Origin of the sequence: Magnetospirillum sp. SS-4 (assembly GCF_902729425.1) — a bacterium.
Classification (GTDB): domain Bacteria; phylum Pseudomonadota; class Alphaproteobacteria; order Rhodospirillales; family Magnetospirillaceae; genus Phaeospirillum.
The window spans coordinates 1-25,418 of record NZ_CACVCH010000054.1 but is presented as its reverse complement, the minus strand read 5'-3'; the positions used below and the strand labels follow the sequence as shown (position 1 = coordinate 25,418).

The 25,418-nt window shown below is 61.9% G+C and carries 20 protein-coding genes and 3 pseudogenes; 5 read left to right on the top strand and 18 right to left on the bottom strand.

The genetic code is table 11. From position 1 onward, the window contains the following. Nucleotides 1-5 precede the first annotated feature (5 nt). The 8 genes from MTBSS4_RS09290 to MTBSS4_RS09255 form a co-directional block, all read right to left on the bottom strand. The gene (locus tag MTBSS4_RS09290; RefSeq protein WP_173983123.1) at nt 6-1,013 is read right to left on the bottom strand and encodes a radical SAM/SPASM domain-containing protein; all 1,008 of its coding nucleotides are present in this window, start codon (nt 1,011-1,013) and stop codon (nt 6-8) included. 35 nt (nt 1,014-1,048) lie between these two features. After that, nucleotides 1,049-2,086, bottom strand: coding sequence for a dTDP-glucose 4,6-dehydratase (locus tag MTBSS4_RS09285; RefSeq protein ID WP_173983122.1), 1,038 nt, complete (start codon nt 2,084-2,086; stop codon nt 1,049-1,051). A gap of 69 nt (nt 2,087-2,155) precedes the next feature. Then, nucleotides 2,156-2,500: a hypothetical protein gene (locus MTBSS4_RS09280; RefSeq protein WP_173983121.1), complete on the bottom strand. Its 345-nt coding sequence runs from the start codon at nt 2,498-2,500 to the stop codon at nt 2,156-2,158. Next, nucleotides 2,497-3,531 (bottom strand): radical SAM/SPASM domain-containing protein, encoded by a 1,035-nt coding sequence (locus tag MTBSS4_RS09275; RefSeq protein WP_173983120.1) that lies wholly within the window; start codon nt 3,529-3,531, stop codon nt 2,497-2,499. The genes MTBSS4_RS09280 and MTBSS4_RS09275 overlap by 4 nt, the downstream gene beginning before the upstream one ends. After that, nucleotides 3,528-4,244, bottom strand: coding sequence for a WbqC family protein (locus MTBSS4_RS09270; protein WP_173983119.1), 717 nt, complete (start codon nt 4,242-4,244; stop codon nt 3,528-3,530). The genes MTBSS4_RS09275 and MTBSS4_RS09270 overlap by 4 nt, the downstream gene beginning before the upstream one ends. Beyond that, nucleotides 4,241-6,163, bottom strand: coding sequence for a hypothetical protein (locus tag MTBSS4_RS09265; RefSeq protein ID WP_173983118.1), 1,923 nt, complete (start codon nt 6,161-6,163; stop codon nt 4,241-4,243). The genes MTBSS4_RS09270 and MTBSS4_RS09265 overlap by 4 nt, the downstream gene beginning before the upstream one ends. A gap of 2 nt (nt 6,164-6,165) precedes the next feature. Further along, nucleotides 6,166-7,512: a radical SAM protein gene (locus tag MTBSS4_RS09260; RefSeq protein ID WP_173983117.1), complete on the bottom strand. Its 1,347-nt coding sequence runs from the start codon at nt 7,510-7,512 to the stop codon at nt 6,166-6,168. A gap of 142 nt (nt 7,513-7,654) precedes the next feature. Beyond that, complete coding sequence (locus MTBSS4_RS09255; protein ID WP_173983116.1) at nt 7,655-8,644, bottom strand: methyltransferase domain-containing protein; 990 nt, start codon at nt 8,642-8,644, stop codon at nt 7,655-7,657. Nucleotides 8,645-8,796: 152 nt separating this feature from the next. Here MTBSS4_RS09255 and MTBSS4_RS09250 point away from each other — a divergent pair, with 152 nt between their 5' ends. Both MTBSS4_RS09250 and MTBSS4_RS09245 read left to right on the top strand, forming a co-directional pair. Further along, nucleotides 8,797-11,217, top strand: coding sequence for a tetratricopeptide repeat protein (locus MTBSS4_RS09250; RefSeq protein WP_173983115.1), 2,421 nt, complete (start codon nt 8,797-8,799; stop codon nt 11,215-11,217). Between the two features lie 211 nt (nt 11,218-11,428). Beyond that, entirely contained in the window at nt 11,429-12,385 is a 957-nt protein-coding gene (locus tag MTBSS4_RS09245; protein ID WP_173983114.1) for an IS481 family transposase, read from the top strand. A 16-nt stretch (nt 12,386-12,401) separates the two neighbouring features. On the opposite strand, the pseudogene MTBSS4_RS09240 reads toward MTBSS4_RS09245, so the two are convergent. The 5 genes and pseudogenes from MTBSS4_RS09240 to MTBSS4_RS09220 form a co-directional block, all read right to left on the bottom strand. Continuing rightward, nucleotides 12,402-12,725 (bottom strand): annotated as a pseudogene (locus MTBSS4_RS09240) (IS5 family transposase); the annotation flags it as partial. Continuing rightward, nucleotides 12,722-12,991, bottom strand: a pseudogene (locus MTBSS4_RS09235) (transposase); the annotation flags it as partial. The pseudogenes MTBSS4_RS09240 and MTBSS4_RS09235, both read right to left, overlap by 4 nt. 212 nt (nt 12,992-13,203) lie before the next feature. Beyond that, nucleotides 13,204-14,409, bottom strand: a complete 1,206-nt coding sequence (locus MTBSS4_RS09230; protein ID WP_173983111.1) for a bifunctional 2-polyprenyl-6-hydroxyphenol methylase/3-demethylubiquinol 3-O-methyltransferase UbiG — start codon at nt 14,407-14,409, stop codon at nt 13,204-13,206. Between the two features lie 15 nt (nt 14,410-14,424). Next, nucleotides 14,425-16,203 carry a glycosyltransferase gene (locus MTBSS4_RS09225; RefSeq protein ID WP_173983110.1) on the bottom strand — a complete coding sequence of 593 codons (1,779 nt, stop codon included), beginning with the start codon at nt 16,201-16,203 and terminating at the stop codon, nt 14,425-14,427. A gap of 233 nt (nt 16,204-16,436) precedes the next feature. Next, nucleotides 16,437-16,844: pseudogene (locus tag MTBSS4_RS09220) on the bottom strand (transposase); the annotation flags it as partial. Between the two features lie 50 nt (nt 16,845-16,894). On the opposite strand from MTBSS4_RS09220, the gene MTBSS4_RS09215 reads away from it, so the two are divergent. The 3 genes from MTBSS4_RS09215 to MTBSS4_RS09205 all read left to right on the top strand — a co-directional run bounded on the left by MTBSS4_RS09215 (nt 16,895) and on the right by MTBSS4_RS09205 (nt 19,139). Further along, nucleotides 16,895-17,182, top strand: a complete 288-nt coding sequence (locus MTBSS4_RS09215) for a hypothetical protein (protein WP_173983109.1) — start codon at nt 16,895-16,897, stop codon at nt 17,180-17,182. Nucleotides 17,183-17,366: 184 nt separating this feature from the next. Beyond that, nucleotides 17,367-18,311 (top strand): Rpn family recombination-promoting nuclease/putative transposase, encoded by a 945-nt coding sequence (locus tag MTBSS4_RS09210; protein ID WP_173983108.1) that lies wholly within the window; start codon nt 17,367-17,369, stop codon nt 18,309-18,311. Between the two features lie 414 nt (nt 18,312-18,725). Then, nucleotides 18,726-19,139, top strand: coding sequence for a hypothetical protein (locus MTBSS4_RS09205; RefSeq protein WP_254432460.1), 414 nt, complete (start codon nt 18,726-18,728; stop codon nt 19,137-19,139). A gap of 2 nt (nt 19,140-19,141) precedes the next feature. On the opposite strand, the gene MTBSS4_RS09200 is transcribed toward MTBSS4_RS09205, so the two are convergent. The 5 genes from MTBSS4_RS09200 to MTBSS4_RS09180 all read right to left on the bottom strand — a co-directional run. Further along, nucleotides 19,142-19,858, bottom strand: coding sequence for a M48 family metallopeptidase (locus tag MTBSS4_RS09200; protein ID WP_173983107.1), 717 nt, complete (start codon nt 19,856-19,858; stop codon nt 19,142-19,144). After that, the gene (locus tag MTBSS4_RS09195) at nt 19,855-23,070 is read right to left on the bottom strand and encodes a type I restriction endonuclease subunit R (protein ID WP_173983106.1); all 3,216 of its coding nucleotides are present in this window, start codon (nt 23,068-23,070) and stop codon (nt 19,855-19,857) included. The genes MTBSS4_RS09200 and MTBSS4_RS09195 overlap by 4 nt, the downstream gene beginning before the upstream one ends. Nucleotides 23,071-23,250: 180 nt before the next feature. Then, the gene (locus MTBSS4_RS09190; protein WP_217425526.1) at nt 23,251-23,703 is read right to left on the bottom strand and encodes a hypothetical protein; all 453 of its coding nucleotides are present in this window, start codon (nt 23,701-23,703) and stop codon (nt 23,251-23,253) included. Next, a complete protein-coding gene (locus MTBSS4_RS09185; RefSeq protein WP_173983105.1) occupies nt 23,703-24,404 on the bottom strand; it encodes a DUF3800 domain-containing protein in 702 nt (233 codons plus the stop codon). The genes MTBSS4_RS09190 and MTBSS4_RS09185 overlap by 1 nt, the downstream gene beginning before the upstream one ends. Next, nucleotides 24,401-25,418, bottom strand: a 1,018-nt coding sequence (locus MTBSS4_RS09180) for a restriction endonuclease subunit S (protein ID WP_173983104.1), incomplete at its 5' end; no start/stop codon positions are given. The genes MTBSS4_RS09180 and MTBSS4_RS09185, both read right to left, overlap by 4 nt.

Sequence of the window (25,418 nt, the reverse complement as noted above, 5' to 3'; positions counted from 1 at the left end):
GATGGTCAGTCCTTTGTCGAATTGCCGAACCAGAAGGGCCGGGTTCCTTCCACCCGGAGCGGATCATATTCCGCACCGGCGGTCTGCCAGTCGCCGCATCCCCGGCAGATCTCGGGAAGCTCCGCCCAGCGATGGGCGCGATGGGCGGCACGGTTGGCGGCCAGGCGGGACCAGCATTCGGCCAAGCTCAACTCCGCGACATTTCCCGCCGTACACAGACCCTCGTAATCCACGGCGCAGGTGACAACCTTGCCATCCTGGTGGATGGCCATGGTGTTGTTGGCCCAAGGGCAGGCGATGCGGAAATCGTCGCCATGGGTGATGGTCGAGGTGCGGATGCTGCCGGTGGCTGTCCATTCCAGCATGGGCCGGATCTTGACCTCGGCGCCTTGCTGGTGCCAGTAGTCCCGAAACGCTTCGGCCTCGTCGGCATTGTCCGGCAGCACGGTGAATTGGGCGATAATGGCGGGGAATTGCTGTCCCCGCTCCTTGCGGCGGCGGCAGAGTTCCGTGACTGCGGGATAGACCCGGTCCCACTTGGCCTTGCGCCGGATATGCTCGAAGGTCTCGCGCTTGAACCCATCCAGGCTGAGGATGAAGCGGCGCAGGGGCGAGGCCAGGACCCGCTCGATATTGTCCTTGCTGCCCAGGGCGGTTCCGTTGGAGTTCAGCACCAGATTGCGGCATCCTACGCTGGCGGCATAGTCCAGACGGTCCCATAACTCATTGCCCAGCAGCAACGCTTCGCCATAGAAGGTTGGCCAAACCTCGCAATCGGGCGAGACTTGCCCCACCTCCGTCACCACCCGATCCCACAGGGCGCGGTCCATATGGCGGTTGGCGCGCTTCAGTTCCGAGTGCGAGCAGTGGATGCAGGTCAGATTGCACCACGAGGTATTTTCGATGACCAATTGCGGTGGAAACGCATGTTCGGTCAGGCGCGCTTCAATCTCCAGCAACCGCGCGCGGCGCGCCTTGTCGGCCAGATGGTTGGGAAGCGTCGTGAATGACATGGAGGGCTCCGGCGTCTTTCATCGGCAATGGGAGTTTAGTGGTATTCGATCCGCCCCGACCGGGTGGTGATGGGGACGCGGCGCAGCCAGACCTGCTTTTCCCACCAAGGCCGGTTCTGGCGGAACCAGTCAATGGTGCTTGCCAGTCCGCTGTCCCAGACGACCAGGGGCTTCCAGCCCAGTCTGCCTTCGATCTTGCTCCAATCTCCGGTATGGCGCTCGACCTGGGCGGGACGCTCTCCCACGAAGGAGATACGGTCCGCATCATAACCCATGGTCTGGGCAATGGTCTGGGCGATCCCCAGAATGGTGCGGTCCGTGCCGGTGGCGATGTTGAAGACCTCGCCGACCACTTTGTCGGCAGGGGCGGTGATCAGGGCGGCGATGGCGCGACAGGTATCCTCCACATGGACAAAATCCCGCGCCGCCGAGCCGTCGCCATGCACGGTCAGATCTTCTCCCAGCAGCACGCTGGTGATGAAGCGGGGAATGGCCTTTTCCAGGTGCTGACGCGGGCCGAAATTATTGAACGGCCGCACGATCACGGCCGGAATGCCGTAGGTTCGCCAATAGGAATAGACCAGCCGGTCGGCGCCGCATTTGGCGCTGGCATAGGGGCTGGCGGGGTTCAGGGGATGATCCTCGTCCATGGCCGGTGTCTCGGCGGTGCCGTAAACCTCCGAGGTGGAGACATGGATGAAGCGCTCGATGCGGTGGGCGTATTTGACCACCGCATTGGCGATGGCCTGTGTCCCCAGGACATCGGTCTGGAAAAAGGTCAGATTGTCGAAGATGGAGCGTGTGACATGGGTCTCCGCCGCGAAATGCACGACCATATCCGCATCGGCCATCAGGGTCTGGACCAGATCGGAATTGCAGACGCTGCCGCACCAGACCCGGACGCGGTCGGACCCGGCATCCTGGGCGTCGGGCGGCAGATTCTCGATGGACCCGGCATAGGTGAAGGCATCCAGCACCGTGATCCGGTATTGCGGATAGGTTGCCAGGATATGGTGAATGAAGTTGGAGCCGATAAAACCGGCGCCGCCCGTGACGAGGATGTTCTTAGTCATCTGGCCTTCTGGCTCATCTAGCGTTTCAGAACTACAGGCTATGGGAAAAGCCCTTAACATTCCCCTAGCTCAGACACCATTGGACAGCGTCACAATGCCGCCCGAAGACCCGTATTGGCGCTGGATATCCTCGGCGATGCGCTCCGGGTCTTGGGATGCATCATCGAGACTGTGCAAATAGACCACCGCCTTGCCATCACTGGCCTTCTCCCAGGCTGGACGATGGGGATGGTTCGGAAAGTCGACGCCCTCGGGAGGCGAAACCCCGATCTCGATCAGACGGAAGCAGGGGTCCCAGTCCGGTCCCTCCTTGACCAGAACGGCGTAGACCGCCCGTGGGTGATTGGCGCGCAGCACCGTGTCGGCCAGGGCGAAGGGGCCGGTGAAGAGGGTGCGTCCGATCTTGAGGCTCATGGGGGAGTCCCTTGGGTAATGACGCCGGGGTCATCATGAGGACCCAGTTGCCGCAACGTCTCCGTGCGGGCGTGTTCGGCGGTATCAAGGACCTTCCAGTAGTTATGTTGCCAGGACCGGTACTGCCAATCGGGACAGCCCGAGCAAAGCCCGATCTCGCGCCCCCGGCCGGCAAGGTGCCGCTCCCGATAATACTGGAACCCCGGTCCATGCCAGATGTCCCGCAAGGTCTCCGTGGTGACATTGCCCAGATTGGTATTGCACGAGATATCGTAGCCGCACACCATGACATTGCCGCGGCTGTCGATGTTCAGCCGCTCGAAGATGAAGGGGCAGGGCACGGTTTCCGTGTCGAGATATGCGCTGGGATCGGCGGATCGGGTGTCGTCGAGGACGGTATTGACGCCCCAAGTCAGGAATTTACGGCGGATCAGGGCATCAACCCCGATCTCTCCCACCCAGAAGGCCTCGACCGCTTCCATGTCGATGCCCTTCTGCTGGACGGCGGAGCAGATAATCCGGGACTTGCCGCCCAGTTGGTTGCGTAGGGCCAGCATGGCGCGGATATTGGCCTCCAGGGTCTCCCAGTCCAGACCGGTCCGGACGGCCTCGTAGGTTTCGGCGGTGCAGGCATCCACAGAGAATTCGATGGCGTCGACGCCCCCCTCGATCAGGCGGCGGCATGATTCGGGAGTGAATTTAGATCCGTTGGTGATCAGGCCGACCCGGCACCCCGCATTCTTGGCGTAGACGAAGAGATCGGTGGCCTGACGGTGCAGCATGGGCTCGCCCCCGCCCGATATGCGCAGATAGGCGCCATAGCGCCCGGCTTCGTCGGCGATGGTCTTGAAGATCGCCTCCGACATATAGGGGGCGTCCTTGTACTCCTTGCGGATATTTGAATTGGTATAGGGGCAGTGCGGACATCTGGCATTGCAGGGATAAACCAGCGACAGCACCAGCATCATGGGAAATTCCACGGCCTGGGGCCGCAGGCCATAGGAGTCCGGCCCCTGAGCGGATGTGGTCATCTGGTCTTCTCCAGATAGCGGGGGGCATCGGCCCCGGTATTCAGCAACAGGTCGACGATGGACATATGGGGCAGGAACTCCCCCCAAAGCTGCGGGTAATCAGGATATCCCGTGTAATCCATCCACGTCACCGAAATGCCGATGGCGGCGAACAGATCGGGGGCGAGATAGTCGCGTGCGGCCGGTCCCGACAGGTAAGTGCTCGCCCCTCGGGCCCGGCAAAGTTCCAGCAGCCTTTGGTTCGGCTCCATCTGCACCAGAGCGCTCCGCTCGAGAATATCCGTGCAGCGCAAGATAGGGGTGTGAATCCCCAAGATGTCGCAGACATTCCGCAACAAGGCGGCATTGACGGTGGTGAGATTGCTCGAGGCGGCGGCGTCTCGCAGACAGGCAAACAGCCATGGCGCAATCGCATCGAATGCGCCCGCCCGCCCATAGGCCAGCGTAATCGTGCGGATATGCTTTTCGACCCAAGCGTCATTCAAAATCGCCGTTTCATCCACGCTTTGGACATAGCGGCCTTTGACCTGCACCGGAATGGTCAGCCACACCGGCCCGTTGGCGGTCTTGACCTTATTCCGGTTGCGCCAGTCGCGGCGGGTGTATTGCACGCTATCGAGAAGAATCAACTCATCCGCCGAGCGCACCATGTGGAAAAAGCCGCGCCACGGCAGGTAATTGGATTGGGAGATGACGACGGTTTTGCCGCTCATGGCCGGAACCAATCCTGGAGCAGGCACTGCTCCAGGGCACGGGCGCAGGGAATGGCGCTGCGAACCGCATCAGCCAGTCTGGGGCCGTCCGTGGCAAGCTTACTGCGCAGGGCGGGGTCGTCGATCAAAGCCAGGAGGCGGGCGGTTACGGCCTCCATATGGAAGGGGACGGCGATATCGCCTCCGACAATCTCGGCCGCCACGGCCCAACTGCGCTCCTCGAACGGCAGCAGGTAGTCATCTTCCAGCGCCAAGGTGGCGACCCCCAGATTGAGCGCCTCGAAGACGCTATAGCCTCCGCCATTGGGAAAGGTATCGACGAAGATATCGGCGGCGCCGAGGACCGCCTGGTGGTCGGACCGCCAGCCCAGGCAGCGAATCCGCCCACAGGCCGCCGCAGAGACGTGGTAGGCCTGGGCGATGCCGTCAAACTCGGCCGCGTCAAGCCCCACCAAGGCCAGCCAGGTATTGGGACGGGCCTGCAAGACCCTGTCCATCACCTGCCAGTACTCGGGCTCGCGGAACTTGACCGCCCGCGCCGAGGACATCAACAACACCGCCTCGGCGGGAACGCCCAATGTCTGGCGGTCAACCGGCCGTTGCGGGTGGTGGAAGCGCCCACGCGGCATGAAGGAGGGCAGAACCACCGACGGGCTCAGCCCATCCATGGCGGGCTTGATATTGATATGCGCGGTCAGATCCAACAGCTTGCTGGTAAAGAGCTGAATCTCGCCCAGCCCTAATCCCAGCATCATGGGTGCCGGGCGCAGCCCGGTCAGCAGCAGCCTCAGTCCTGTTTGCCCGGCGAAAACCAGGACATCCAGGTCAAGACCGGCGAGGGCCAGGGCCAGGGCCAGGGTATCTGTGAAATTGGCCGATGCCCGCGATGCGTCGAAATGGTGAATCACCCGCCCGGCGGCGTCCAGATGGCCCAGCCATTCGGCGAAGGGCGGATTCTGGGTGAGGATCTGCTCGCGCGGGTGAAGCGAAATGGCGCAGGCATCCACCATGTGGGGGGCATGGGCCAGGACCAGCTCCAGGGCGATCTCGGCCAGACTGCAATAGCGGGTCTCGGCCTCGCCGGTGAGAAGATAGCCGATCCTGATGGGGGCATGGTCCGGCCGCATCCGTGTCGGCGTCAGAGCATGGCGGGCCAGCAGGCGGGCCGCCGCGTCGATGATGATGTCGTCTTGAAACGGCAGGGACCGGGTTTGTTCATAATTGCTGAAAATAAAGGTCTCGTATCCCGCCAGAACGTCGCACATCCAGTCGGGATCATCGGCCTTATCGGCGGCGACGGCGCCGTTGCGGTACAGAGAGCGCAGGGATTCGGTCTGTCCGGTCTCGCTCAGCCAGCGCTGGATCGGATGCCACATGGCATGGCGGCGGCGGCCCAATTGCCAAGCCCGCCAAAGCTGCATGGCGCCGCGCGGCCCCATGCCCGCATCCAGAAAGGCGTCGCCCAGGGCATGAAAGCCCCAGGCGCGTTCCGCCATCGAGCCCGTCGAAAGGGCCGCGATCAGTTCGCCCCGATCAATCTCGTCCCGGCGATGGACTGCATCCACCAGACGGGCCATCCGGCCCCATCGCCAGGGCTGCGGGACCAAGGTCTCCGGCTCGTCCCGCCATTCCAGGTGGTACCGCTTGCCATTGGTGCGGGGATCGCTGCCGTCTCCGGTGGAGAAATAGAGCCAGCCCAGCCAATGGGAATACCCACCGCCGCCCCATTGGCGGATGTGGTCGTGGAATGCATGCCCCGGCCCCAGGGGCTGACCGTCCTCGAGAAGGATCAGCCGGGAATGTTTGGGCCGCCACAGATCGTCGCCGGGGGGAAACGGCAGGCCGCGAATCTGCCAGCAGGCGCCACTCTCGTGGCGGATGTCGGTGGGAGCGACGTCAGCGGCGCGTTCGGATCCCACCTTTATTCATCCTCGGGCAATTCAAGCTTTTTACGGACGGCGGGCCAAAGAGGCGATCCGAAATAGGACTTGTAGGAATGTCGGTTCCAGCCGGTGCGGATATAGCATTTGGCGCAAGTGGGATTGGATGGGTTGTCGGTGTTATAGCTGCGCCGCAGTTCCTCGTATTTCTCGCCGCGCCAGATATCGAGGAAGCCCTCGGTGTTCAGGTCGCCCAGGAAGTGATTGGACGAGATGCAGCACGGGCGGATGATGCCGTTGGGGTCCACATAGGTCCAGTGGGAGAGGTAGTAGCAGAGATTGGAAGCCGGGTCCGTCGGCGTCTTCTCCGTCGGGTCCGCCCCGATGTCGAATTTCCCCCAGGGGCGGAAGCAGACGTCCAGCTCCTTGGCCAGCACTTCGGCCTCTTCGATGGCGCGGTTATGCTCTTCCTGACACCAGAACACCGACCACTCCATATCCATATAGGCGTGGACCGCGCCGAACATGCAGCTGACCTGATCCACGCCGATCTCATGGGCCAAGCGGATCAGGTCGGGGAGTTGGGCGATGTTCTGCTTCAGCAGGGCGGCGTGGAAATTCAACAGAATGTCGGGACGGTTATGCCGCTTGCGGGCCGCCACCAGATTGCGCGCCCCGGCCAGCAGGGCCTCGAAATTGGCACCACGGCGAACCCATTCCAGAGTCTCCTTCTCCGGGCTGTCGATGGAAATCTGGATGCGCTTGACCGATGTTCCAGCGCAGATGAAATCGGCCATCTCCTCGTCGATCAGAACGGCATTGGTGCACATGAAGACCGGCACGCCATGCCGGGAGGCCTCTGAAACCAGCCGACGGAATTTAGGCTTGTGCAGGGTCGGCTCCCCCGCCGAATCCAGGCGCAATTCCTGAAGGGTGGGGATGGCATCCAGGATCAGCTTGTCGATACAAGGATCTTTGATGGTATTGCCATGGGCGCCATCTTCGGGGCGGCAGATGCGGCAGGTCATATTGCACGACCCGGTGATTCCCACATGCATGATTCGGGGGGGCGGCAAGGGGGTGCCGCCCACATACTCCTCTACTATTACGGCATATTCGCGGTCATTGGTGGTGGGATCGCTGCTGTCCGACGCGGAAAGATACAAAAGATTTCCCGCCAGGGCGTAACGCCCATAGCCGGTATAGCGGATCTCTTCATGGATCGCGTTGGACGGCCCCAGGGGAATGCCGTTCTCCGTCACGGTAATGCGGGGGGTCAGGCCATCGCGGATCATGGCGTCAAGGCCGGTGAGGGCGTTGGAAATGGTCCAGCAGTGGCCGATTTCTGGTCGGAACCAGTCTTTGGAAAGGGGGATGGTGATCGACATGGATTTCTCCAAGAGCTTCGCAGGTCAATTCTGGCCGCGTCCAAATTCGCCTTGTCCTACCCCCCCCCAGACCAAAAAAGGAACCCAAGTGTACGAGGCTAAGCGTAAACTTTTTGTTACCCGGCGGCGTTCCGGCCTTTGGCTAGGCCGATCGCCGCAGCACGAAGCGGGCTCCGGTGATCATCAGATCCTCGCTCGGCCAATGGGCATAGCGTGACGCGGCGGCGTGTAGACGGGGCCTTAGATCGGCCAGATAGGCGTCCTCCGCCCGGCCATTGATATCCAGCTCCACCACTTCGAAGCCCCTGGCCTCGAAGGCGGCCCGGAACTCGGATGCCCGCCACTGGCACCCCCGTTCATATTGGTTATGGTCCTGGATTTTGCGATAGGTCTCCGCGTCATAGAGGAGATATTCCAGCGGGCGCTCGAAATCCTTATGGTCCCGAAGGTCGATTTGGTGGAAATGCCAAGCCCCGGGTGCCGAAACCCGCCACAATTCTCCTGCGGCGGCCTCCAGGTCGTAGAGATGCTCCAGAACGGCATTGGATAATGCCAGTTCAACCTGACCATCGGCGATACCGGCGAGACATTCCGCCGGCTCCGCCAGAACCGTCATCACTCCCTCGAACGAGCCTTGGGCCAGCACCCGATCGAGGGGGGCGGTGGGGCCGTCCCACTGATCACGCAGCATCTGATAGAAGGGGCGGCGCTCCTCGTCCCAACGGGCGACGAAGCGGTCGGCGACGATCATGCGGGCTCCGGCGGAGGCCAGCAGCAGCGGCTCGCCCAATGTATCGCCCGGCCCTAGTTCCAGCACGGTGCGGCCATTCATATCCATGCCGCGCGACCGGGGCAGACCCAGATGACCCCGCGCCACCGTCATGCAGTATTCAACCGCCTCTTTCAGGGCGGTGGTATCGGTAACCGCGGTGGAATCGTATTCGATGGAATAGGCGCGGCCATTGTGGCGCGGATTGGAATTGTCCTCGGTCGAAAGATAGAGGCTTTGGCCCCAATGGGAGTAACGCCCGCCCCCCAGGGCCAGGATATCCTGGTGTAAGGCATGGGGCGTTCCCATCTCGCGCCCGGCCTCGAACAGGCGCAGGGGCGAGCGATATGAGATGCCGGTCACGTCGCCCGGGGGGATTTTGGGAGGAAGATCGATGACCCAGGCTCGTGGCGACAGCGGCCTGAACGATTCCGGAGCAAGGAGAACACGGATAATCATCGCCATCGCCAAGATTGGAAGCTCTGAGGCAGGCATGATGGGCTGTCCCCCAGAGCTTGGCAAGCTTCCTGCGGCCCGTCTTCCTGCGGCCCGTCTATGAAGGCCGCGTCGGCCATGATAGTGTCGTGGCCGATGGTAATTGGCTTCAGTCGGATCGGATGAATTCGGGCTCCAGCACGCAAGGGCAGAATTGGCAGTCGGTCGTTGAAGGCTTGATTGGGGCCGGGCGCGTGGTGGAGGCCGCCCGCTTCATGGAAAGCCATTTGTCCGCCAGCCCCGGCGATGTGGAAGCCCTGCGGCAACTTGCCCGCATACAGCTTCATCTTGGCGCTCCCCATCAGGCTCTGGCGCGGCTATGGGCGGCGGCGGAACTGCGGCCCGATGTCCCATCCCTCGATTACGAGATCGGGGTGGTTCACCTGGCTCTTGGTCAATGGGATCAGGCGGCCCACCATCTTCAGCGCGAGATCGATCGTCAGCCTACCCATGCCGATGCCTTCTTTAATCTCGGTTGGGCGCTTGGGCGCGCCGGGCGCTCCGAGGCCGCCGCCGCCGCCCTGGCCGAGGCGGTGCGGTTGCGGCCGGACTGGATTCAGGCTTGGTACAATCTGGGGAATTTGCTGCTTGGTGCTTTGAAGCGTCCCGCCGCCGCCGCCGATGCCTATGGTCACGTCCTGGCCGGGATGCCCAATTCGCCCGAAGCGCTGTGCAATCTTGGTCTGGCCTGCTGGGAATTGGGCCGCGACGGCGAGGCAGAAGGCCATCTTCGCGCTGCCCTGGCCCTGAAGCCGGACATGACCGCTGCGGTTTCGACCCTGGGCAATCTGCTGACGGCCAGCGGGCGGATGGCCGAGGCGATCGGCACCTTTCAGGCGGGTTTGGCGCTTTGCCCGGATGATGTTTCCCTGGCCTTGAATCTGGGGGTGGCGTTGGGAAGCGACGGCCGCGCCTCGGAAGCGGTGGATATCTTGACTGCGGCCACCCGTGCCCACCCGTCGTGCGCCGATCTCTGGAATGCGCTTGGCAGAGCCTTACTGTCGCTGGAGCGGGTGGAAGTGGCCCGTTCGGCATTCGAGACCGCCTTGCGGCTGAAGCCCGATTTTGCCCATGCCTGCAATAATCTCGGAAATCTGGATAGCTCGCTGCGGCGGGAAAGGGAGGCGTTGGAGCATTACCGTCGCGCCCATGCCATGGCGCCGACCGATAGCCGCATTCAGAGCAATCTGCTGTTTTTCCTGACCAATATGGGGATTGTGGACAAAGCCGAGGTGGTGGCGGAGCATCGGCGCTTTGGCGAGATTCAGGAAGCTGCGGTCCCGGTGGACGCCGCCCTGCTTCCTGTCCGTCCCGCCGATGGGCGCCTTCGGATCGGCTATGTGTCGCCTGATTTCTGTGATCATGCCGTCACCTTCTGGTTCGAGGCCATTCTCGAGCACCACGACGCCACGGCCTTCGAGCTGTTCTGCTATGCCTGCGGCCCGCGCGCCGATGCCGTAACCGACCGGCTTAAGGGCTATGTGCCCCATTGGCGCCAGATCGGTCACCTGTCCTGGGATGTGGCGGCGGATGTGATCCGGCGTGACGGTATCCATATTCTGGTCGATCTGGCGGGTCACTCCGCCTGGAACGCCTTACCGGTCTTCGTGCGGAAACCGGCCCCCATCCAGGCCACCATGATCGGCTATCCCTTCACCACCGGCCTGACCCGCATTGATTACCGGGTCACGGATATTCATACCGATCCCCCCGGTCTGACCGATGACGACTATACCGAGACCCTGGTTCGCCTGGACTATGCCCCCACCTTCCGGCTACCGCGCCATGCCCCCGATCCCGGCCCATTGCCAGCCCTGAGTGGCGGCGGAATTCGGTTTGGGTCATTCAACAAGCCGCAAAAAATCACCGAAGAGGTGGTAGCCGCCTGGGCTCGCGTTCTAAACGCGGTGCCGGACTCCAGTCTGCTCTTGGTGCTTCCAGGCGGCGACACACCCTCGGTCCAAGACATGGCTGGCAGCTGGTTTCTCGGCCATGGGGTGGAGAAACGGCGGATCGAGACGGTGGGCACCTGTCAGCTGGATCAATTTCTCGATCTGGTGAGGAGGGTTGATATCGCCCTCGACCCCTTCCCCTATGGCGGCGGCACCACCACGGTTCTGACGTTGTGGATGGGCGTGCCCGTGGTGGCGTTGCGGGGGTCTGGTCCGGCCTCGGGCGTTTCCACGGGAATGTTGGGCGCGGCGGAACGGCTTGATTTGGCGACGGAGACGGTGGAGCGCTATGTGGAGATGGCGGTGGGTCTGACCACCGATCTGAAGGCCCTTTCCCAGCTGCGAGCCGCTTTACGGCCGCGGATCGCTCGCTCGGTGATTTCCCAGGAGATGGGTTACGTCCGGTCTCTCGAGGCCGCCTTCTACGACTGGGGCCGCCTGATACCCTATGAAAGAAACGGTGCGGAATGTGCGGAATCAGTGGACTAATCTGCCTGGATGGCTGTCTCGCGCCTGAGACCGTCTTCGAATTATGCGTCGCCATGCGCGACGCCATGACCCATCGCGGTCCCGACGACCAGGGCTGTGGCTTTCGCCCGATGGGCGTTGCACCTAGGTGTGAAGTCTCAGGAGGTTGCCCACTCGATCTGAACCGAGGAAGCTGAAGTTGTTGAAGCTTTGGCTATCCAAGGAGGACCGAATGGGCATCCACAAGAATGCCGTTCTGACGCCGACTGGTCGAGAGATTCTGGTGCGGCGCGTTATCGATGACGGACAGCGGCCCATGTCGGCGGCCACCGACATGGGCGTCAGCCTGAGCACCGTCCGCAAATGGGTGTCCCGTTACCGATCCGCAGGTGTTGCGGGCCTGCACGACCGCTCATCGCGTCCGCATCGGTCTCCGGCGCAGACACCTGCTGCCCTTGCCGAGCAAATAGCGGCTCTGCGGCGCCAGCGTCGGCCGGGAGGTGAGATCGCCACCACCATCGGCGTCTCCAAGGCCACGGTGTTCCGTGTCCTGGGCCGCCTTGGCATGAACCGGCTGAAGTCGCTGGAGCCTGTCGAGCCGGTGCGGCGCTATGAGCGCGCCGAGCCGGGCGAGATGATCCACATCGACATCAAGAAACTGGGCCGGTTCAACAAGGTCGGCCATCGCATTACCGGCGACCGCACCGGCCAAAGCAACAGCCGGGGCGTCGGTTGGGAATTCGTCCATGTCTGCATCGACGATGCCTCCCGCGTGGCATTCTCCAAGATCATGCCCGACGAGAAGAAGGAAAGCGCCATCGCCTTCCTGGAGGCGGCGCTGGCCTACTACGCCAGCCTTGGCATCACTGTCCAGCGGGTCATGACCGACAATGGCTCTTGCTACAAATCCAAGGCCTTCCGCAAAGCCTGCGCCGATCAGGGGCTGAGGCATGTCCGAACCAGGCCCTATACGCCGAAAACCAACGGCAAGGCCGAGCGCTTCATCCAAACGGCACTCCGCGAATGGGCCTATGCCCAGGTCTACGAAACGTCAGGCCATCGCGCCGACGAGTTACCGCTGTGGCTCCATCGCTACAACTGGCATCGACCTCATGGTAGCCTGAAGGCGCAGACACCTATCAGCCGACTCGGACTGACAGATGACAACGTCATGCGACTCCACACCTAGGCTCAGGACTCATTGATCAGAGCCAGAAGATGACGGCTGCGGCGATGCAGATGGCCGACATGAAGGTATGGGCGCATCGGTCATAGCGGGTGTGGATGCGGCGCCAATCCTTGAGCTTACCGAACATGTTCTCGATCTTGTGGCGCAGTCTGTAGAGCGCCGGGTCATGGGGGATAGGCACCTTCCGATTACTCTTTGACGGGATGCAGGCGGCGATACCGCGAGCGGCCAAGGCGTCTCGGAACCAATCGGCGTCGTAGCCTTTGTCTCCAAGCAGGGATTTCGCTTTGGGGAAGGCGTCGATCATCAAGGCCGCGCCCTTGTAATCGCTCATCTGGCCCAGTTTTCGGCACCGCCGTCGGACCCGGCGAAGAGGTGGTTCTTTCGTCTGAGCGTGATGGGGCGGATGGAGCGCTCGACGGTGTTGGTATCCATCTCGACCCGGCCATCGGCGAGGAAGACGGACAGGCTGCTCCAACGGGTCAGAGAATAGCGGATGGCGGCGGCCAGCGGGCTTTTACCGGAGACGAGGGCGAGTTGGCGTTCCAGCCAGACCTTTAAGGCCTCGATCAGCGGGCGGGATCGTTCCTGACGATTGTCGCGGCGGGCTGCCCATGCGCTCCTGGGGGGAAGCAACCATATTGGAGGTGGTGAAAGACCTCCTGGCTCCGGGGAATAATCGCCTGTCGGAATGGGTGGGGCAGTCCAATATCGACCGCTTCCTGGCGGCCCAGGCGGGCGCCCCCATGCTCCACCATCTTTGGTAGGTCCTGATCATGGAGAACTGGTTGCGCACCCATCGATCCCGGAGAGTCTGATTATTTGGTCTCTGGGGGGAGCTGCCCATAAAGGGTGATAGCCAGGGGCTGGCCGTTCACGATGGTGGTGTGGCCTCGCTGGCGCAAGCGGGTGGCGTTTTCCAGAACGAAGCGGGTGGACAGCACCACCGGGGTTTCTGGTGGCCACTGGGTGGCGAAGGTCTCGGCGTCGAGAACCGGAAGGCCCCGCCATTGCCCGGTGCGGTCCAGATCAATGAAGCCAGCCAGGGTCGGTCGCTTCTCGGCCTCCTGATGACGCGCCAACATCTCCGCCCCCGCTGCGGTCCCGAAGATGAAGAATGGCCGGTCGGGTAGTTCCGCCAAGGAGGTCAAGACCGGCGGCATCCCCCACTCTTCTGGCAGCCGCCGGAAGCCAAGGGCCTCGGCCCGACTGCGGCGCACGAACAGAAACTCGGTATTGCCTTCGCCATAGGCAAGATTGACCAGATCAAGACCCAATCCAACCGCGTGACTTACCACCTCGGTCATGGACGAGAATTCCATGGGCCATCCCCCCAACCAATCGCGCATATCTGTCCCAAGGTCCATGCCGCGGGATTGGCGGTACTGGCGGGCGATGATCGGCAGGCGAATCAGATTGGACCACCGGCAGCCGCAGACATTGCGCCACAGATAACCGGCTTCCATCATGCGGCGGCCGATCCAGCCCGCCGAATTATAGCGCTGCTTGATCTCCAGGCATTGCTCGGATGACGGGTTAACATGACGTTCGCTAGCGTAGAGCGCGATATACAGGCGGCCATCGGGTTTCAGCCGAGCGGACGCATTGGCCAGACCGCGCCACTGATCGCCGGTATGGTGCAGTACGCCCCATGAATACACGATGTCGAACTGACCGAGGGTGGCGCAGAAGTCTTCATCCAGAACCGAGCCCTGAATAACCCGCCAATTGGCGGGTTCTCCCTGCAGCAGCCGCAGCGACCCGGTGGCCTCCACCGATTGGGGGTCATAGTCGAAGCTCGCCACCGTGGTTGCACCCGCCTGCCAGGCGGCCAAGGAATGAACGCCGCTTCCGCTGCCAATATCCAGAAATGACATCCCATCCAGTCGCGACAACCCCAAGAAGCCCAGCAAATGCTTGCCGGCGATATCCGCCCTTTCAGGGGTATAGGCCGAGGCCAGATAGCGTTGCCAATTCGCGCCGAAGGCAAAGCGGGGGGGCACCTGTTCCGGTGGCTTCGTCACGGTCGGTCTCGTCAATTAGGCAGCGCCTGACCTGGGTGGGGTTTTGTAATTCATGGCGGCCAGGGTATTGGCGACCAGCGCGGCCAGAGAATGGCGGCACCGCATATGTTTGCGACCCTGCTGCCTCAGACGGCTCCTGAGCTTGTCATCGATCAAAATGCGGAGCGCATTCCGTTCCAACCCGTCCATATCGTCCAGATCCGTGGCGAAGGCGCGGAGCTCGGGAGCGAGAACTTCGCCTGTGCCGCCGCTGAGCGTGCTTACCACGGGAAGCCCTCCGGCCTGGGCCTCCAGGATGACATTGGGGGTTCCCTCGAACTCCGCCACATGCAGAAGCAGATCGGCCATGGCGATCACGATGCCGACGTCGCGCACGGACGGCACGATTCGCAGGATTCCTGCCAGCCCCAGTGCCTCGATCCGCTCGGCAACGGATGATTCCAACATGCCGCCGCCACAGATGACACCCTGCAGGTCCGGAATACTCTGCCTAAGTCTGGCAAAGACCTCGACAAACATGGTCGGGCGCTTCTCGGGCGCGAGGCGGAAAATACCCAACACAATCTTGCCTTTGGCGGGAACGCCCATCAGTGCTCGGCACGCCGACGCCGATCCTCGGCCATAATGCGCGGAAGAATCCAGCAATCCGTTGGGGACAACAGGAATGTCCGTCAGTGCCACTCCCAGCCAGTCGGCGTAGGACGATGCCCCATAGTATGAATTGGCACTCATGGTTACGCCGGGCAAGCCAATGACAAGCTGGTAGAGGCGGAGGAAATGCTTGGTCTGCCCTTTGTAGAAGTGAGGCAACTGGGTTGGATTGACGTTCCTGCCAGACATGATGATGGACGGGACTCCCGCGAGAATCCCTGCCATGGAGCCGATGACATTGGATCGATCCAGATAGCACGCCAGGATGTCGGGCCTTTCCTCCTCCAGAAAGGAGTATAGGGCAATGATTGATGACAACAGAAATCCGGGAAGATGCCAGAGAATCTCGGCAATCTCGGCGCCCAAAGCCGTGGCCAGGATCACCCCAAGATCCTTTCCCTCGGGGAGAGACGGCGGGATGACGACATATCGGACGCCAGCCTCACGGATCGATTGGAGATAATGAGCGACCTCCGCGACGGCTTGCCGATGAGCCGCCAGAACCACCTCCCACCCCTCGCGACGCAGTCCAATGGCAAGGTTACAGATCTGACGTTCCGCACCGCCCAGATGCAACTGCTCGATCATCAGAACGGCTTTGCCGGCTCGGGCCGCCGGAGGCTTTTTCCGGGTGCGATTACGAAAATCGGCGACAAGCCGTTTGGAGCGGCCCAAATGATCTTCGCTTGACGCTTTCTCCCACAGCGCATGCGTGCGTTCAACCCGACTGTCGGGGCCTGCGGGGGCCGCAATCAACTCCCGAAGGCTGCGCCGTGGCAAGGAAATCGGCTCTCGGGGGAGGGCGACCTCGCCCAGGCAGATGGGGGTAAAGTAGTCCTGCCCCCCGAACCTGTCGAGAAAGGCCGTAACTAAATCAAATACCTTGCCGAATTCATAGTGGACAAGAACCACGATCTGCCCTTGGGGCTCGGCCTCCAGTACCGATGGCGACAGGACACGCAGGCCGTTATAGTCTGTCTCCCAAAGCTGCCAATTCAGGTCGATAATGTAGTCCACCGGCAAGGGACATTGCCAAAAATTGACTGCGGTAGAATCCAGAACACCCCAGACAACAAGGCGACGTTTCCCCGCCAAGATGTCTTCGAAGACCTTGGACAAGGCGTCTGGGCCAATCAACGGCATACTTTTCGCTCCTACGGCATCGACAGTGCCATCCGGCTGCCAAAGGTAGATACATTCTTGGCGCGCTTCCAGAGAGCCGACTCGGTTTGATCGGACAGTTTTTCTTGTAGGCTAAGTGGACCGCCTGCCAGTTTCTGTTGCGACATGCCGATGCGGGACCTCACGTAGGGAGGGCGTAGCACGCCTGGAGAGAGGCCCCGCATTGGAGACAATAATTATGGCTCCTCGATGATTCAAGTGGATTTGAAGAGATCGCCGAGAGGGGCGATGATCAGGTAGATCATAGTGATGAAGGTCTGGACGTTGCGGTATCCGCGCACCCTGGCGCGGGCGGCCTGGACGGTGTCGGCCTTGCGCACCCAGCGGAGTTTCTCCTTGAGCCGCCATGCGATGGCGGTCAACAGGTCGGAGGCTTCCAGTTCGGCCAGAGCCTCTGCCTGTGCCTCGGTCATCTTGCCGTCGGACTTTTTCAGGATGGCCCAGCGCAGTGCTTTGGGCAGCTTGTTGTTCCTGGCTTCGGCGCGGCGGACTTCGTCGAGGGCCATGGTGAACAACTGGACCACATGGAACCAGTCCACGGTGACGGCGGCGTTGGGGAAGGTTTCCCCGATGGCGGCGATGAAGGCGGGGCTCATGTCGCAGGTGCGAACGCCGCCGCGACAATCGCGCGCCGTTCGGCGTTCTCGACGCCATGATCGAGGGCTGCCTGTCCTATCTGAACGGCTACGTGCCTCGGGTCTGCGCCGAGAATGCCCGCTCCGTCCTGCCGCCGACCTTGAGGCCGAGCTTCTTCGACCTGGACGAGGCCCTTGGCGCGAACAGCACGTCCGTCCCTACCGCCAGCATCCTTGCCGCTCAGGGCGACGTGCTGGACCTGATCGAGTCCAAGGCCAATTCCGGGGAACCTCCCATCGGGACCACGGAAGAGGAAGACCTGCTGGCCCTGTGGAAACGGATGAGTGGAGAGGAAAAGCCATGATGGCGGACAGCCCCTGGTCCCAGGACGCCTTCTTGGGCGCCCTCGGCGACGCCAGCCCCTTTCTAGCCCGCCGGCTGGCACGGTGCATTGCCGAATACGGGATCCATTTGGACGGCACCGGGTTGGCCCATCTACCGCCCAGGGCTGGGTGACAGTCCGGCACCTGTGTGATAGACGGGTGGGCATGTCCAGCCCAGATGCCCTCTACCATCTTCTGTTTTCACATCCCCTGATGGTGGAGCAGCTGGTGCGCGAGTTCGTCCCCGAGGCCATGGCGGTCGGGCTGAATTTTGCCGGCATGGAGCGGGTCAACGCCAAGTTCCATGATCGCGACGGCAAGCGCCGCGAGGGTGACGTGATCTGGCGGATGCCGACCAGTGGTGGCGATGATGTGTTCCTCTACATCATGTGCGAGTTCCAGTCCTCGGTGGACTGGTGGATGGCGGTGCGCACCCAGGTCTACGAAGGGCTGCTGTGGCAGCACGTCATTGCCGAGAAGAAGATGAAACCCGGAGACTACCTGCCACCCGTTCTGATGCTGGTCCTGTATAACGGTGAGCAACGGTGGTCGGCACCGGTCGAGACCGCCGCCTTGGTCGCACTCCCAACCGAATCGCCGCTCTGGCCTTGGCAGCCCCAAGTCCGCTACCATCTTCTCGACATGGGCGCGGTGCCGGAAGAGGAACTGGCGATCCGCGACAGCTTGGCTGCATTGCTGTTCCGGCTTGAACACCCCCACGAGCCGGAAGAATTGGCGCATTTGGTCGATGAAGTGGTAGGGTGGTTCCGGCGATACTCGGGATACGACGATCTGAAGAGGCTGTTCACCGAACTGGTGCGCCAGGCGATCGAAGGCTACGAGCCGTCGGTGGCGGTGCCCGGCGACATGATGGAGATGCGGTCGATGTTGGCGAATCTTGGAGAGACCTGGAAAAAGCGGTGGGTGGCGGAAGGCGAAGCCAAGGGGGAGGCGAGCGCCCTTATCCGGCTCACTGAAAAGCGGTTCGGGCCGCTGCCGGCCGATCTGCGGGCTCGCATTTTGGCCGCCGATGCCGCCTCGATTGAGGCGTGGCTTGATCGCCTGATGGAAGCGCCGAGCATCGAGACGCTGTTCAGCGCCACGAACTGAATGGGCCTTCCAACACTCCAGCGGGGGCTGCCGGGGGCTGCAATTGCTTGATTTCATTGCAGAGAAGGTTCGCTGCCAGCCGTATCCCCTCCGCCATTAACTTTCTGAATGACATTCTCCCCCCACTTCGGGGCAGACCCTGAACCGCAGGGCCTTTGCCGCGTTCGCGCCGAAAGCCGTGAACTGCCCGGCCACCGAAACCGACCGTTCCGGGCCGGTTTCCTCTCTCTCCTCCCCCATATTCTCCAAAGGCTGTGCACCTCGGTTCGAGGTGCGCAAATTGGGCACCCCTGGAAAATCAACGAGTTGACCGTCGCTGGCTCGGAACCGCTCTGTTTGCTTGCTGCTGTCTGGCCGCGACCGTGGGCTGATCCGGCGGCGGGAGGCGGAGGCGGTGATGTACTTGGGGGTTGGGTGACCGGAATCCCGGTGGCCGGTCATGGGCTCCGCTGCTACCATCCGGCCATGAAGAAAGAGGACGAAGAACGCATCGCCGCCAGGCTGGCCAAAGTCGTGGCCATGATGTGCGTGCGCAACACCAAGCTGGAGGACATCCATGCCGGCGTGATTTCCGTCACCAAGACCGGGGACTATTCCGACGTGGTCGTCCTCGACGCCGAGGGACGGAAGATTCCCTGGCCCGAGGTCTCCCACATCGACGACGTCCAGATGCGCGAGCTGATGAAGGACATCGTCAACCGGCTCTACACCTTCCAGATGCGGCTCGACGACCCTGAGTTCCAGGCTTGGGTTGACCGCTGGGATGTCGTCTCCAGGAAGTGGGACGAGCCGGAACTGAATGAGGCTCTTGAACCCCCTACGGACTGAGTTCAGGCCATTTTCTGCTCAAGCCGCTCCTTTCTTTTCTGCCAGTCCGGCAACACGCGATCGAGAAGTTCGAAGAAAGCCGGGCCATGGTGAGGCTCGGACATGTGGCAGAGTTCATGGGTGATGACGTAGTCGATCGAATCGATCGGCGCCTCAATGAGCCGGCGGTTGAGCAGCAGCCGACCAGCGGGTGACATCGACCCCCACCGCTGCTGGAGCTGACGGACGATAAGCCCCTTCGGGCGAAAGTGATCCGGTTCTGGAAAACGAAGAAGGTTCACCTCCAGACGCTCTGCGAATTTCGTGTGGGCGCGCTCGCGGTACCAGTTTTCGACCAGTTCACGGGTCACCTCGGTCTTGGCCGGGTGGTGGGTCTGCACCACGATGAAGCCTCGAACCAGCGCTACCTTCGCCTGGATGTGCGGCACTACCTTGAGCCGGTATTGGCGGCCAAGATAAAGGTGGGTCTCACCGGCCACGTATCGGCGCTCCGGCGTCCGGGGCAGATACTGGATGAAATACCGCTGCTGACGCCTGATCCAGGCCGCGCGCTTGCGCACTTTGGCCTCGATATCGGCCATGGCGGCATCCAGGGGAGCCGCTATCACCACCGTGGCATCGGGTTCCACCGCGATCTCAAGGGTCTTCCGGCCGCGGCGGACAACAATGAACTCGATGGCGTGCTCCCCGTACTGAATGGAATGCCGCTCCGTGGTCATCCGGGGAACCTTGCCCGAGCCAGGTCCATGATCTTGTGTTCGAGGTCGTCCATCACCTCGACGGGCAAATCGATGCCCTTTTCATCCCTCAGCACATCGAAGAAATAGTCGTCGATGGCGTTGCGCATGTTGTTCTGAGCAATGTCATTGGACCAGACGTCCACGATGTGGTGGGCCTTAATGATGTCGATGATGGCAAGCGCAATGACGGCCGTCTCATCCTTGTCGATCGGCTGGCTATCCTCCGTCACCAAGACATCTTCCAGGATGCCGAAGAACGCCTGACCGTCGTCGTTCCCCTTGATGGCGTCCGGCATCTGCCGTCCGCGATCCTTGTTCGCCACCTTGCTGGCCAGATCGATGACCTGTTGCAGGTACTCCCGCTCCGAAATCCGCATGGCGCGATAATCCCGGATGGTCTCCTCCAGCATTTCCGAGAAGCTGCGGTAGAAGGTCGGATCCGCCTCCATCCTCTCGGTGATAGCGCGTCGGGTGGCGCTGGCGATCCGGTCGGCGCGCGAGGCCTCGGAAACGCCGGTTTCCTCGACGACCGCTTTCAACGCGTCCGGATCGTTGATGTTCACCATCTCGATGATGGTTTCGGCCGGCAGGGCGACCACATGGTCATCGAGCAGCTTCTGGATCTTCGGCTCGAACTCCTTGACGTCGACTGTCTCTTGGTACCGCAGCTGGACGGAGCGGCGCAGTTCTGAGAACTGCTTCCAATCCCGCTTCATGGCCGCGATCTTGGCCTCGTCGAATACGTCGAGAATTTTGTCCGACGACAAGGAGATGTGGAGGCAGCGGCTAAATGCCTTAAGCCGCTCGTAGAATTCCTGGCGGATGGCCTCGTCGGCCAGGAACTGCTCGAACTGCTCCATGTCCTTCTTGTTCTTGACCGGCTTGAACAAGTCCCAAAGCTGGTCGTGCAGTTGGGGCAGACGCCGGATTTCCTCCCGCACGTCATGGACGGTGCCCGCCAGATCGTCGGCGTCGAAGCCATCGAAGGCGCTGTAGGTGGTCAACGCCGCGTCCAGTTCGCCCAGCAACCCCTCATAATCGATGATGAAGCCGAACTGCTTCTCGGTTTCGCCGTCCTCGTAGAGCCGGTTTACGCGGGCAATGGCCTGTAGCAAGTTGTGCTCGCGCAGCGACTTGCAGACATAGAGGACCGTGTTCCGGGGGGCATCGAAGCCGGTGAGCAGCTTTGAAACGACGATAAGGATTTCGGGGTCACCGAAGCCCTTGAAGGCATCGATGATCTGCCGGTTATACTCATCCTCGGTCTTGTAGCGGGCCATCATCCGTTCCCAGAACACCCGCACTAGGTCCTTCGACTCCTTGTCGATCTCCTCGTTGCCCTCGTTGTCGTCGGGGGGAGAGATGACGATTTCGCTGGTGACGTGCCCGATCTCGTCCAGCACCTCCTTGAACCGGACGGCGGCGGCCTTGGAGGGTGCCACCAACTGGGCCTTGAAGCCGGTCCCTTGCCAGTGCTTGCGGAAATGCTCGGAGATGTCGAAGGCCTTGGCCCGAATGGCCTGGCTGGTCTTCGACAGCGCATCCATGCGCGAGAATTTCTGCTTGAGGTCGGCCTTTTGGGCGTCGGTCAACCCTTCGCTGATCTTCTCGAACCAGCGGTCGATGACGTCGCCGTTGACCTGCTGCTCGACCAGGCGGCCTTCGTACAGCAGAGGAACCACCGCCCCATCGGCCACCGCCTCGTCGATCGCATATTTGTGGATCAGCCCGCCGAAGGTGGACAGGGTGTTCTTCTCTTTCTTCAGAAGCGGCGTGCCGGTGAAGCCGAGGTAACAGGCCTTGGGCAGCAGGCGACGCATCTTGGTGGCGAACTGGCTGTCGCCGCCATAGCGCCCGGTCTGGGAGCGATGGCTTTCATCGACCAGGACGAAGATGTTGGAATCCTCGTCGATGTCGACCGCGCCCCTGGCCGCCGTGTCGAACTTGTTGATGATGGTAGTGACCAGCGGGGCCTTGTTGCGGATCAGCTCGATCAGGTTGGCGCCGCTCGCGGCGCGGATCGGCTCCATCTCGCAGGACTTGAAGGTGTCCTTGATCTGCTTATCGAGGTCGTCGCGGTCGGTGACGATGATGATGCGCGGGTTGGGAATGGACTTGTCCAGCGCCAGGGCGCGGCCCAGCATGACCATGGTCAGTGACTTGCCCGACCCCTGGGTGTGCCAGATGACGCCGCCCTTGCGCCGTCCGTCCACCGTGATCTGCCGGACCCGCTCCGCCGCCTTGCGGATGCCGAAGAATTGCTGGTGCCGCGCCACCTTGCGGGTGCCGCCGTCAAAGACGGTGAAGCGGCGCACCAGATCGAGCAGCCGCTCGGGCCGGCACAGCGCATGGATCGCCCGATCCTGGGCGGTCACGACGCGCGGGCCTTCGGCCGCCATCGCCTCGAAGAAGGGACGCGCGCCGGCAAAATCGCCGGAGAACACCGCATCGGCCTCGGCGGCGGTCAAGGGGCGGTTGGCCGTCAGCTCGATAACCTCGTCGCGGTCCTCGTCATCCCGCCACGTCTGCCAGAACTGCCGAGGCGTGCCGACGGTGGCGTAGCGTGCCTCGACACGGTTCATCACCAGCAGAAGCTGGGCGAAGTGGAACAGCTGCGGGATGTTGTCCTCGTTCTGGTAGCCGATCAGTTGGCTGCCCGCCTTCTTCAGGCTTTCGGTCGGCCGCTTGTTCTCGATGACCAGAAAGGGGATGCCGTTCACAGTGGCCACGATGTCGCAGCGCTTGGTTTGGGTGCTGCCAGTCCGCTCCACCGACAGCTCGGCGGTGACGTGGAAGACGTTGTTGGACGGCGTCTCCCAGTCGATGAAGCGGAAGGAGTAGGACTTCGAATCCCCCTGGATGGTCTTGGTGATGGTGGTGCCGAGAACAAGGGTGTCGTAGATGTCCTGGTTGGTGCCGCGCAGCCCCTTCTGCCGGTCGGGCGTGGGTTTCAGGCGCCGGATGGCCTCGTGCGCGTCGGCCAGGTCGAAAGAATACTCCCGCCCCCGATGGGTGAAGCGGTTAATGCGCAACAACTGGTCGGCCAACACGTCGTCGAGCACCACGTTGCGCAGACGGCCACCGCGCTGGTGCACCGCATCGGCCTGGGACAACGGCGTGAAGCCCAGGGCCACCAGCATTTGCAGGGCCGGGATCTGAGACTGGTGCTTTTCGGCAGCGTTGAAGGTCATGCGTTCCGGCCCCTTTGAGTGGGAATGGGGGCCGTTTTCCGGGCCTGGGCGGGAAGACAGCCTTGACTTCCGCCGCCCATCATGCCCAAATTGAGCTTGAGTTCGCTGCCTATCGGCTTTGAACCTATCGAGGCTTCGGACGCTGAGCCAGCGTAGCAAATCAGCGTCCTAATTATTTTCTCACAAAGCATTTTTGCAGTCCTCCAAGGTCCAAAGGGGGGACGCGAGGATTTTGCCGATGCTGTTGTCGGCGCGATAGCAGGTCACGAAGGTCGCCTTCAAGGTCTTATCCTTCTTGCGGCCGATGGCGATCACGACCACGAAATCCCCCATCACCACGGCAACGCGGCGGGTGGCGTCGTAACGCTTCGTCTTGTATACCCACCCTTGAAAGCAAAGGGCTGTGGGGTCGGCGAGAGCCGCCGCGATCCAGTCCATACGTTCCGCGCGCACCGGCGAAAAGATGTCGTTTTCGCCCCGGCGGCCCGAACTTTCGAAGAAGGCATGGTCGAAGTCTTCCTTGCGGAAATAGACGCGGATGCCGTCATGGGTGGTGATGACTCCCCGGCAATAGGTCCGTTCGAAATGCAGGCGATACGCGGCCTCGTCGGCGAGGGTCAGAAGGGGCGGCATCACCAGCCGCCCCCAAGCTGAATCCGGAAGATGTTGAACTTGTTCTCGGCCCGGCTGGTCGCCCCCAGGCTGGCACGGTTCAACCGGTGCTCCAGATGGGCCACCACCGCTTCCTTGGCGGCTCCCATCCCCTTCCTGTCGTTCATGCGGCTGCTGGCCGCCCCGAGAAGGACATCGCACAACTGGAGCAACACCACTTCCGGCGAGGGCAGTGACTGAACGCTCGCGATCGCCGATGTTCGGTTGGTGTGGCCAAGAATGCGATGCAGGGTCGGAAGGCGGGTCCGGTCGCGGTTGCGCTTGAGGTCGCAGAAGATGCTGTATTCATTGTTGTCGAGAATCCAGTGATGCAGCACCTGGTAATAGAACTTGTAGAACCCAAGCTCCGCGTCGCCATTGTGCAGCCCCATGTTCACATCGGCCCGGTCTACCGCGATGCAGCGAAAGCGCATGTCCAGGCCGAAGCCCATGAACAGGTCGATAAGCTCGATGAAGAAGGCCTGTTTGGCCGGCGAAATCTTGCGCCACTTGATCTCGCCATGAACCCCGTGCTTCTGGCGCAACTCGGCGATGCGCGCCTTCGCCTGATCGCGCATCTCGGCGGGCAGCCACAGGCTGCCGATCATCAGGTATCGCCCCCCAGGGTGCTGCGAGGTGAAGAGATCGGGCAGCGTCTCGTCGCAATAGACCTCGAATTTCATGACGTGGCCCCCGCGTTCACCCGCCATTCGCCCGTCAGCAGCTTCTGCATCAGGCCGCGTTTCTGACGGGTGAGGGCTTCGATCTGCTGCGCGGTCTTCGTGACCTCGTCACGAGCGGCGTTCAGCACGCGCAGGATTTCCCGCTGCTCGTCCAACTGTGGGAGTGGGAGTTTCATCGCGGCGAGATCGTCGTAGTACGTCCGCATGCGGACGCTGCCGGAGCCGCCGCTGTTGATGTAGTGCCCCCACCAGCGAGTCTTTCTGAGGTGATCGAGATAATCGGGATCAAGCCCCTCCGCCTTGCAAGCAAAGACGACGTAGTCGGGGCTCACCAGCACCTCTTCCGACCCGTCGTTCATGGCGATTGAGCCGACGTTGATGCGCATGGGGTTGTAAGCGAACGCGCGGGGCGGGAGGCGCTTGTAGCGCCCGATGTCCTCGGCAATCGTCTGCTCGCGCATGGGCACGATGCCCTGGGCATTGGTGACCCCCATCACCGCGTCACGGCCCAGCTTCATTTTGCCGTTTCTTGCGGTCAGTTCGTGTGTCACCTCGGACAGATGACGTGTCGTCCATTTGCGGCGATGACCGTTCAGGCGACGCCCCCCGAACAGAAGCCCGGCACGCAGCCCATCCAGCCGAGATTCCTTCGCCGCCCGCAGCGCCTCCAGCTTCTCGATGGCCTCGTCCCAGGTCCGCAGGATTTCGGCGATCTTGCGCTGTTCGGGGAGGGGGGGGAGGAGTGCTTTCAGTGAATGGATCGGCTCCTGTGTTACCAGAGGCTGTCCACTTTGACCCCGTAGCCTGTCAAGACGCAGGTGTTTGAGCAACTCATGCAAAAATGATTCATCGTAATCAGCGAGCTTTTCGGCTGAGTAGAGCGCATTGTCAGTTATCCAACATTTTCCGGACGCCAAATGTACACACCCGCAATTCGCGCCCACCCGTCCGATTACAATGTTTATCCCATCAATATTTGATTGAGCGGAATACCCCATAACGCCGTTCCCCCCA

What these genes read in the sequence shown, in the direction of transcription:
- MTBSS4_RS09280 (WP_173983121.1), bottom strand. Translation starts at nt 2,500, where the DNA reads ATGAGCCTCAAGATCGGACGCACCCTCTTCACCGGCCCCTTCGCCCTG.
- MTBSS4_RS09195 (WP_173983106.1), bottom strand. Translation starts at nt 23,070, where the DNA reads ATGACCTTCAACGCTGCCGAAAAGCACCAGTCTCAGATCCCGGCCCTG.
- MTBSS4_RS09260 (WP_173983117.1), bottom strand. Translation starts at nt 7,512, where the DNA reads ATGTCGATCACCATCCCCCTTTCCAAAGACTGGTTCCGACCAGAAATC.
- MTBSS4_RS09285 (WP_173983122.1), bottom strand. Translation starts at nt 2,086, where the DNA reads ATGACTAAGAACATCCTCGTCACGGGCGGCGCCGGTTTTATCGGCTCC.
- MTBSS4_RS09270 (WP_173983119.1), bottom strand. Translation starts at nt 4,244, where the DNA reads ATGAGCGGCAAAACCGTCGTCATCTCCCAATCCAATTACCTGCCGTGG.
- MTBSS4_RS09245 (WP_173983114.1), top strand. Translation starts at nt 11,429, where the DNA reads ATGGGCATCCACAAGAATGCCGTTCTGACGCCGACTGGTCGAGAGATT.
- MTBSS4_RS09190 (WP_217425526.1), bottom strand. Translation starts at nt 23,703, where the DNA reads ATGCCGCCCCTTCTGACCCTCGCCGACGAGGCCGCGTATCGCCTGCAT.
- MTBSS4_RS09185 (WP_173983105.1), bottom strand. Translation starts at nt 24,404, where the DNA reads ATGAAATTCGAGGTCTATTGCGACGAGACGCTGCCCGATCTCTTCACC.
- MTBSS4_RS09290 (WP_173983123.1), bottom strand. Translation starts at nt 1,013, where the DNA reads ATGTCATTCACGACGCTTCCCAACCATCTGGCCGACAAGGCGCGCCGC.
- MTBSS4_RS09200 (WP_173983107.1), bottom strand. Translation starts at nt 19,858, where the DNA reads ATGACCACGGAGCGGCATTCCATTCAGTACGGGGAGCACGCCATCGAG.
- MTBSS4_RS09275 (WP_173983120.1), bottom strand. Translation starts at nt 3,531, where the DNA reads ATGACCACATCCGCTCAGGGGCCGGACTCCTATGGCCTGCGGCCCCAG.
- MTBSS4_RS09225 (WP_173983110.1), bottom strand. Translation starts at nt 16,203, where the DNA reads ATGCCGTTGATTGGCCCAGACGCCTTGTCCAAGGTCTTCGAAGACATC.
- MTBSS4_RS09210 (WP_173983108.1), top strand. Translation starts at nt 17,367, where the DNA reads ATGTCCAGCCCAGATGCCCTCTACCATCTTCTGTTTTCACATCCCCTG.
- MTBSS4_RS09215 (WP_173983109.1), top strand. Translation starts at nt 16,895, where the DNA reads ATGATCGAGGGCTGCCTGTCCTATCTGAACGGCTACGTGCCTCGGGTC.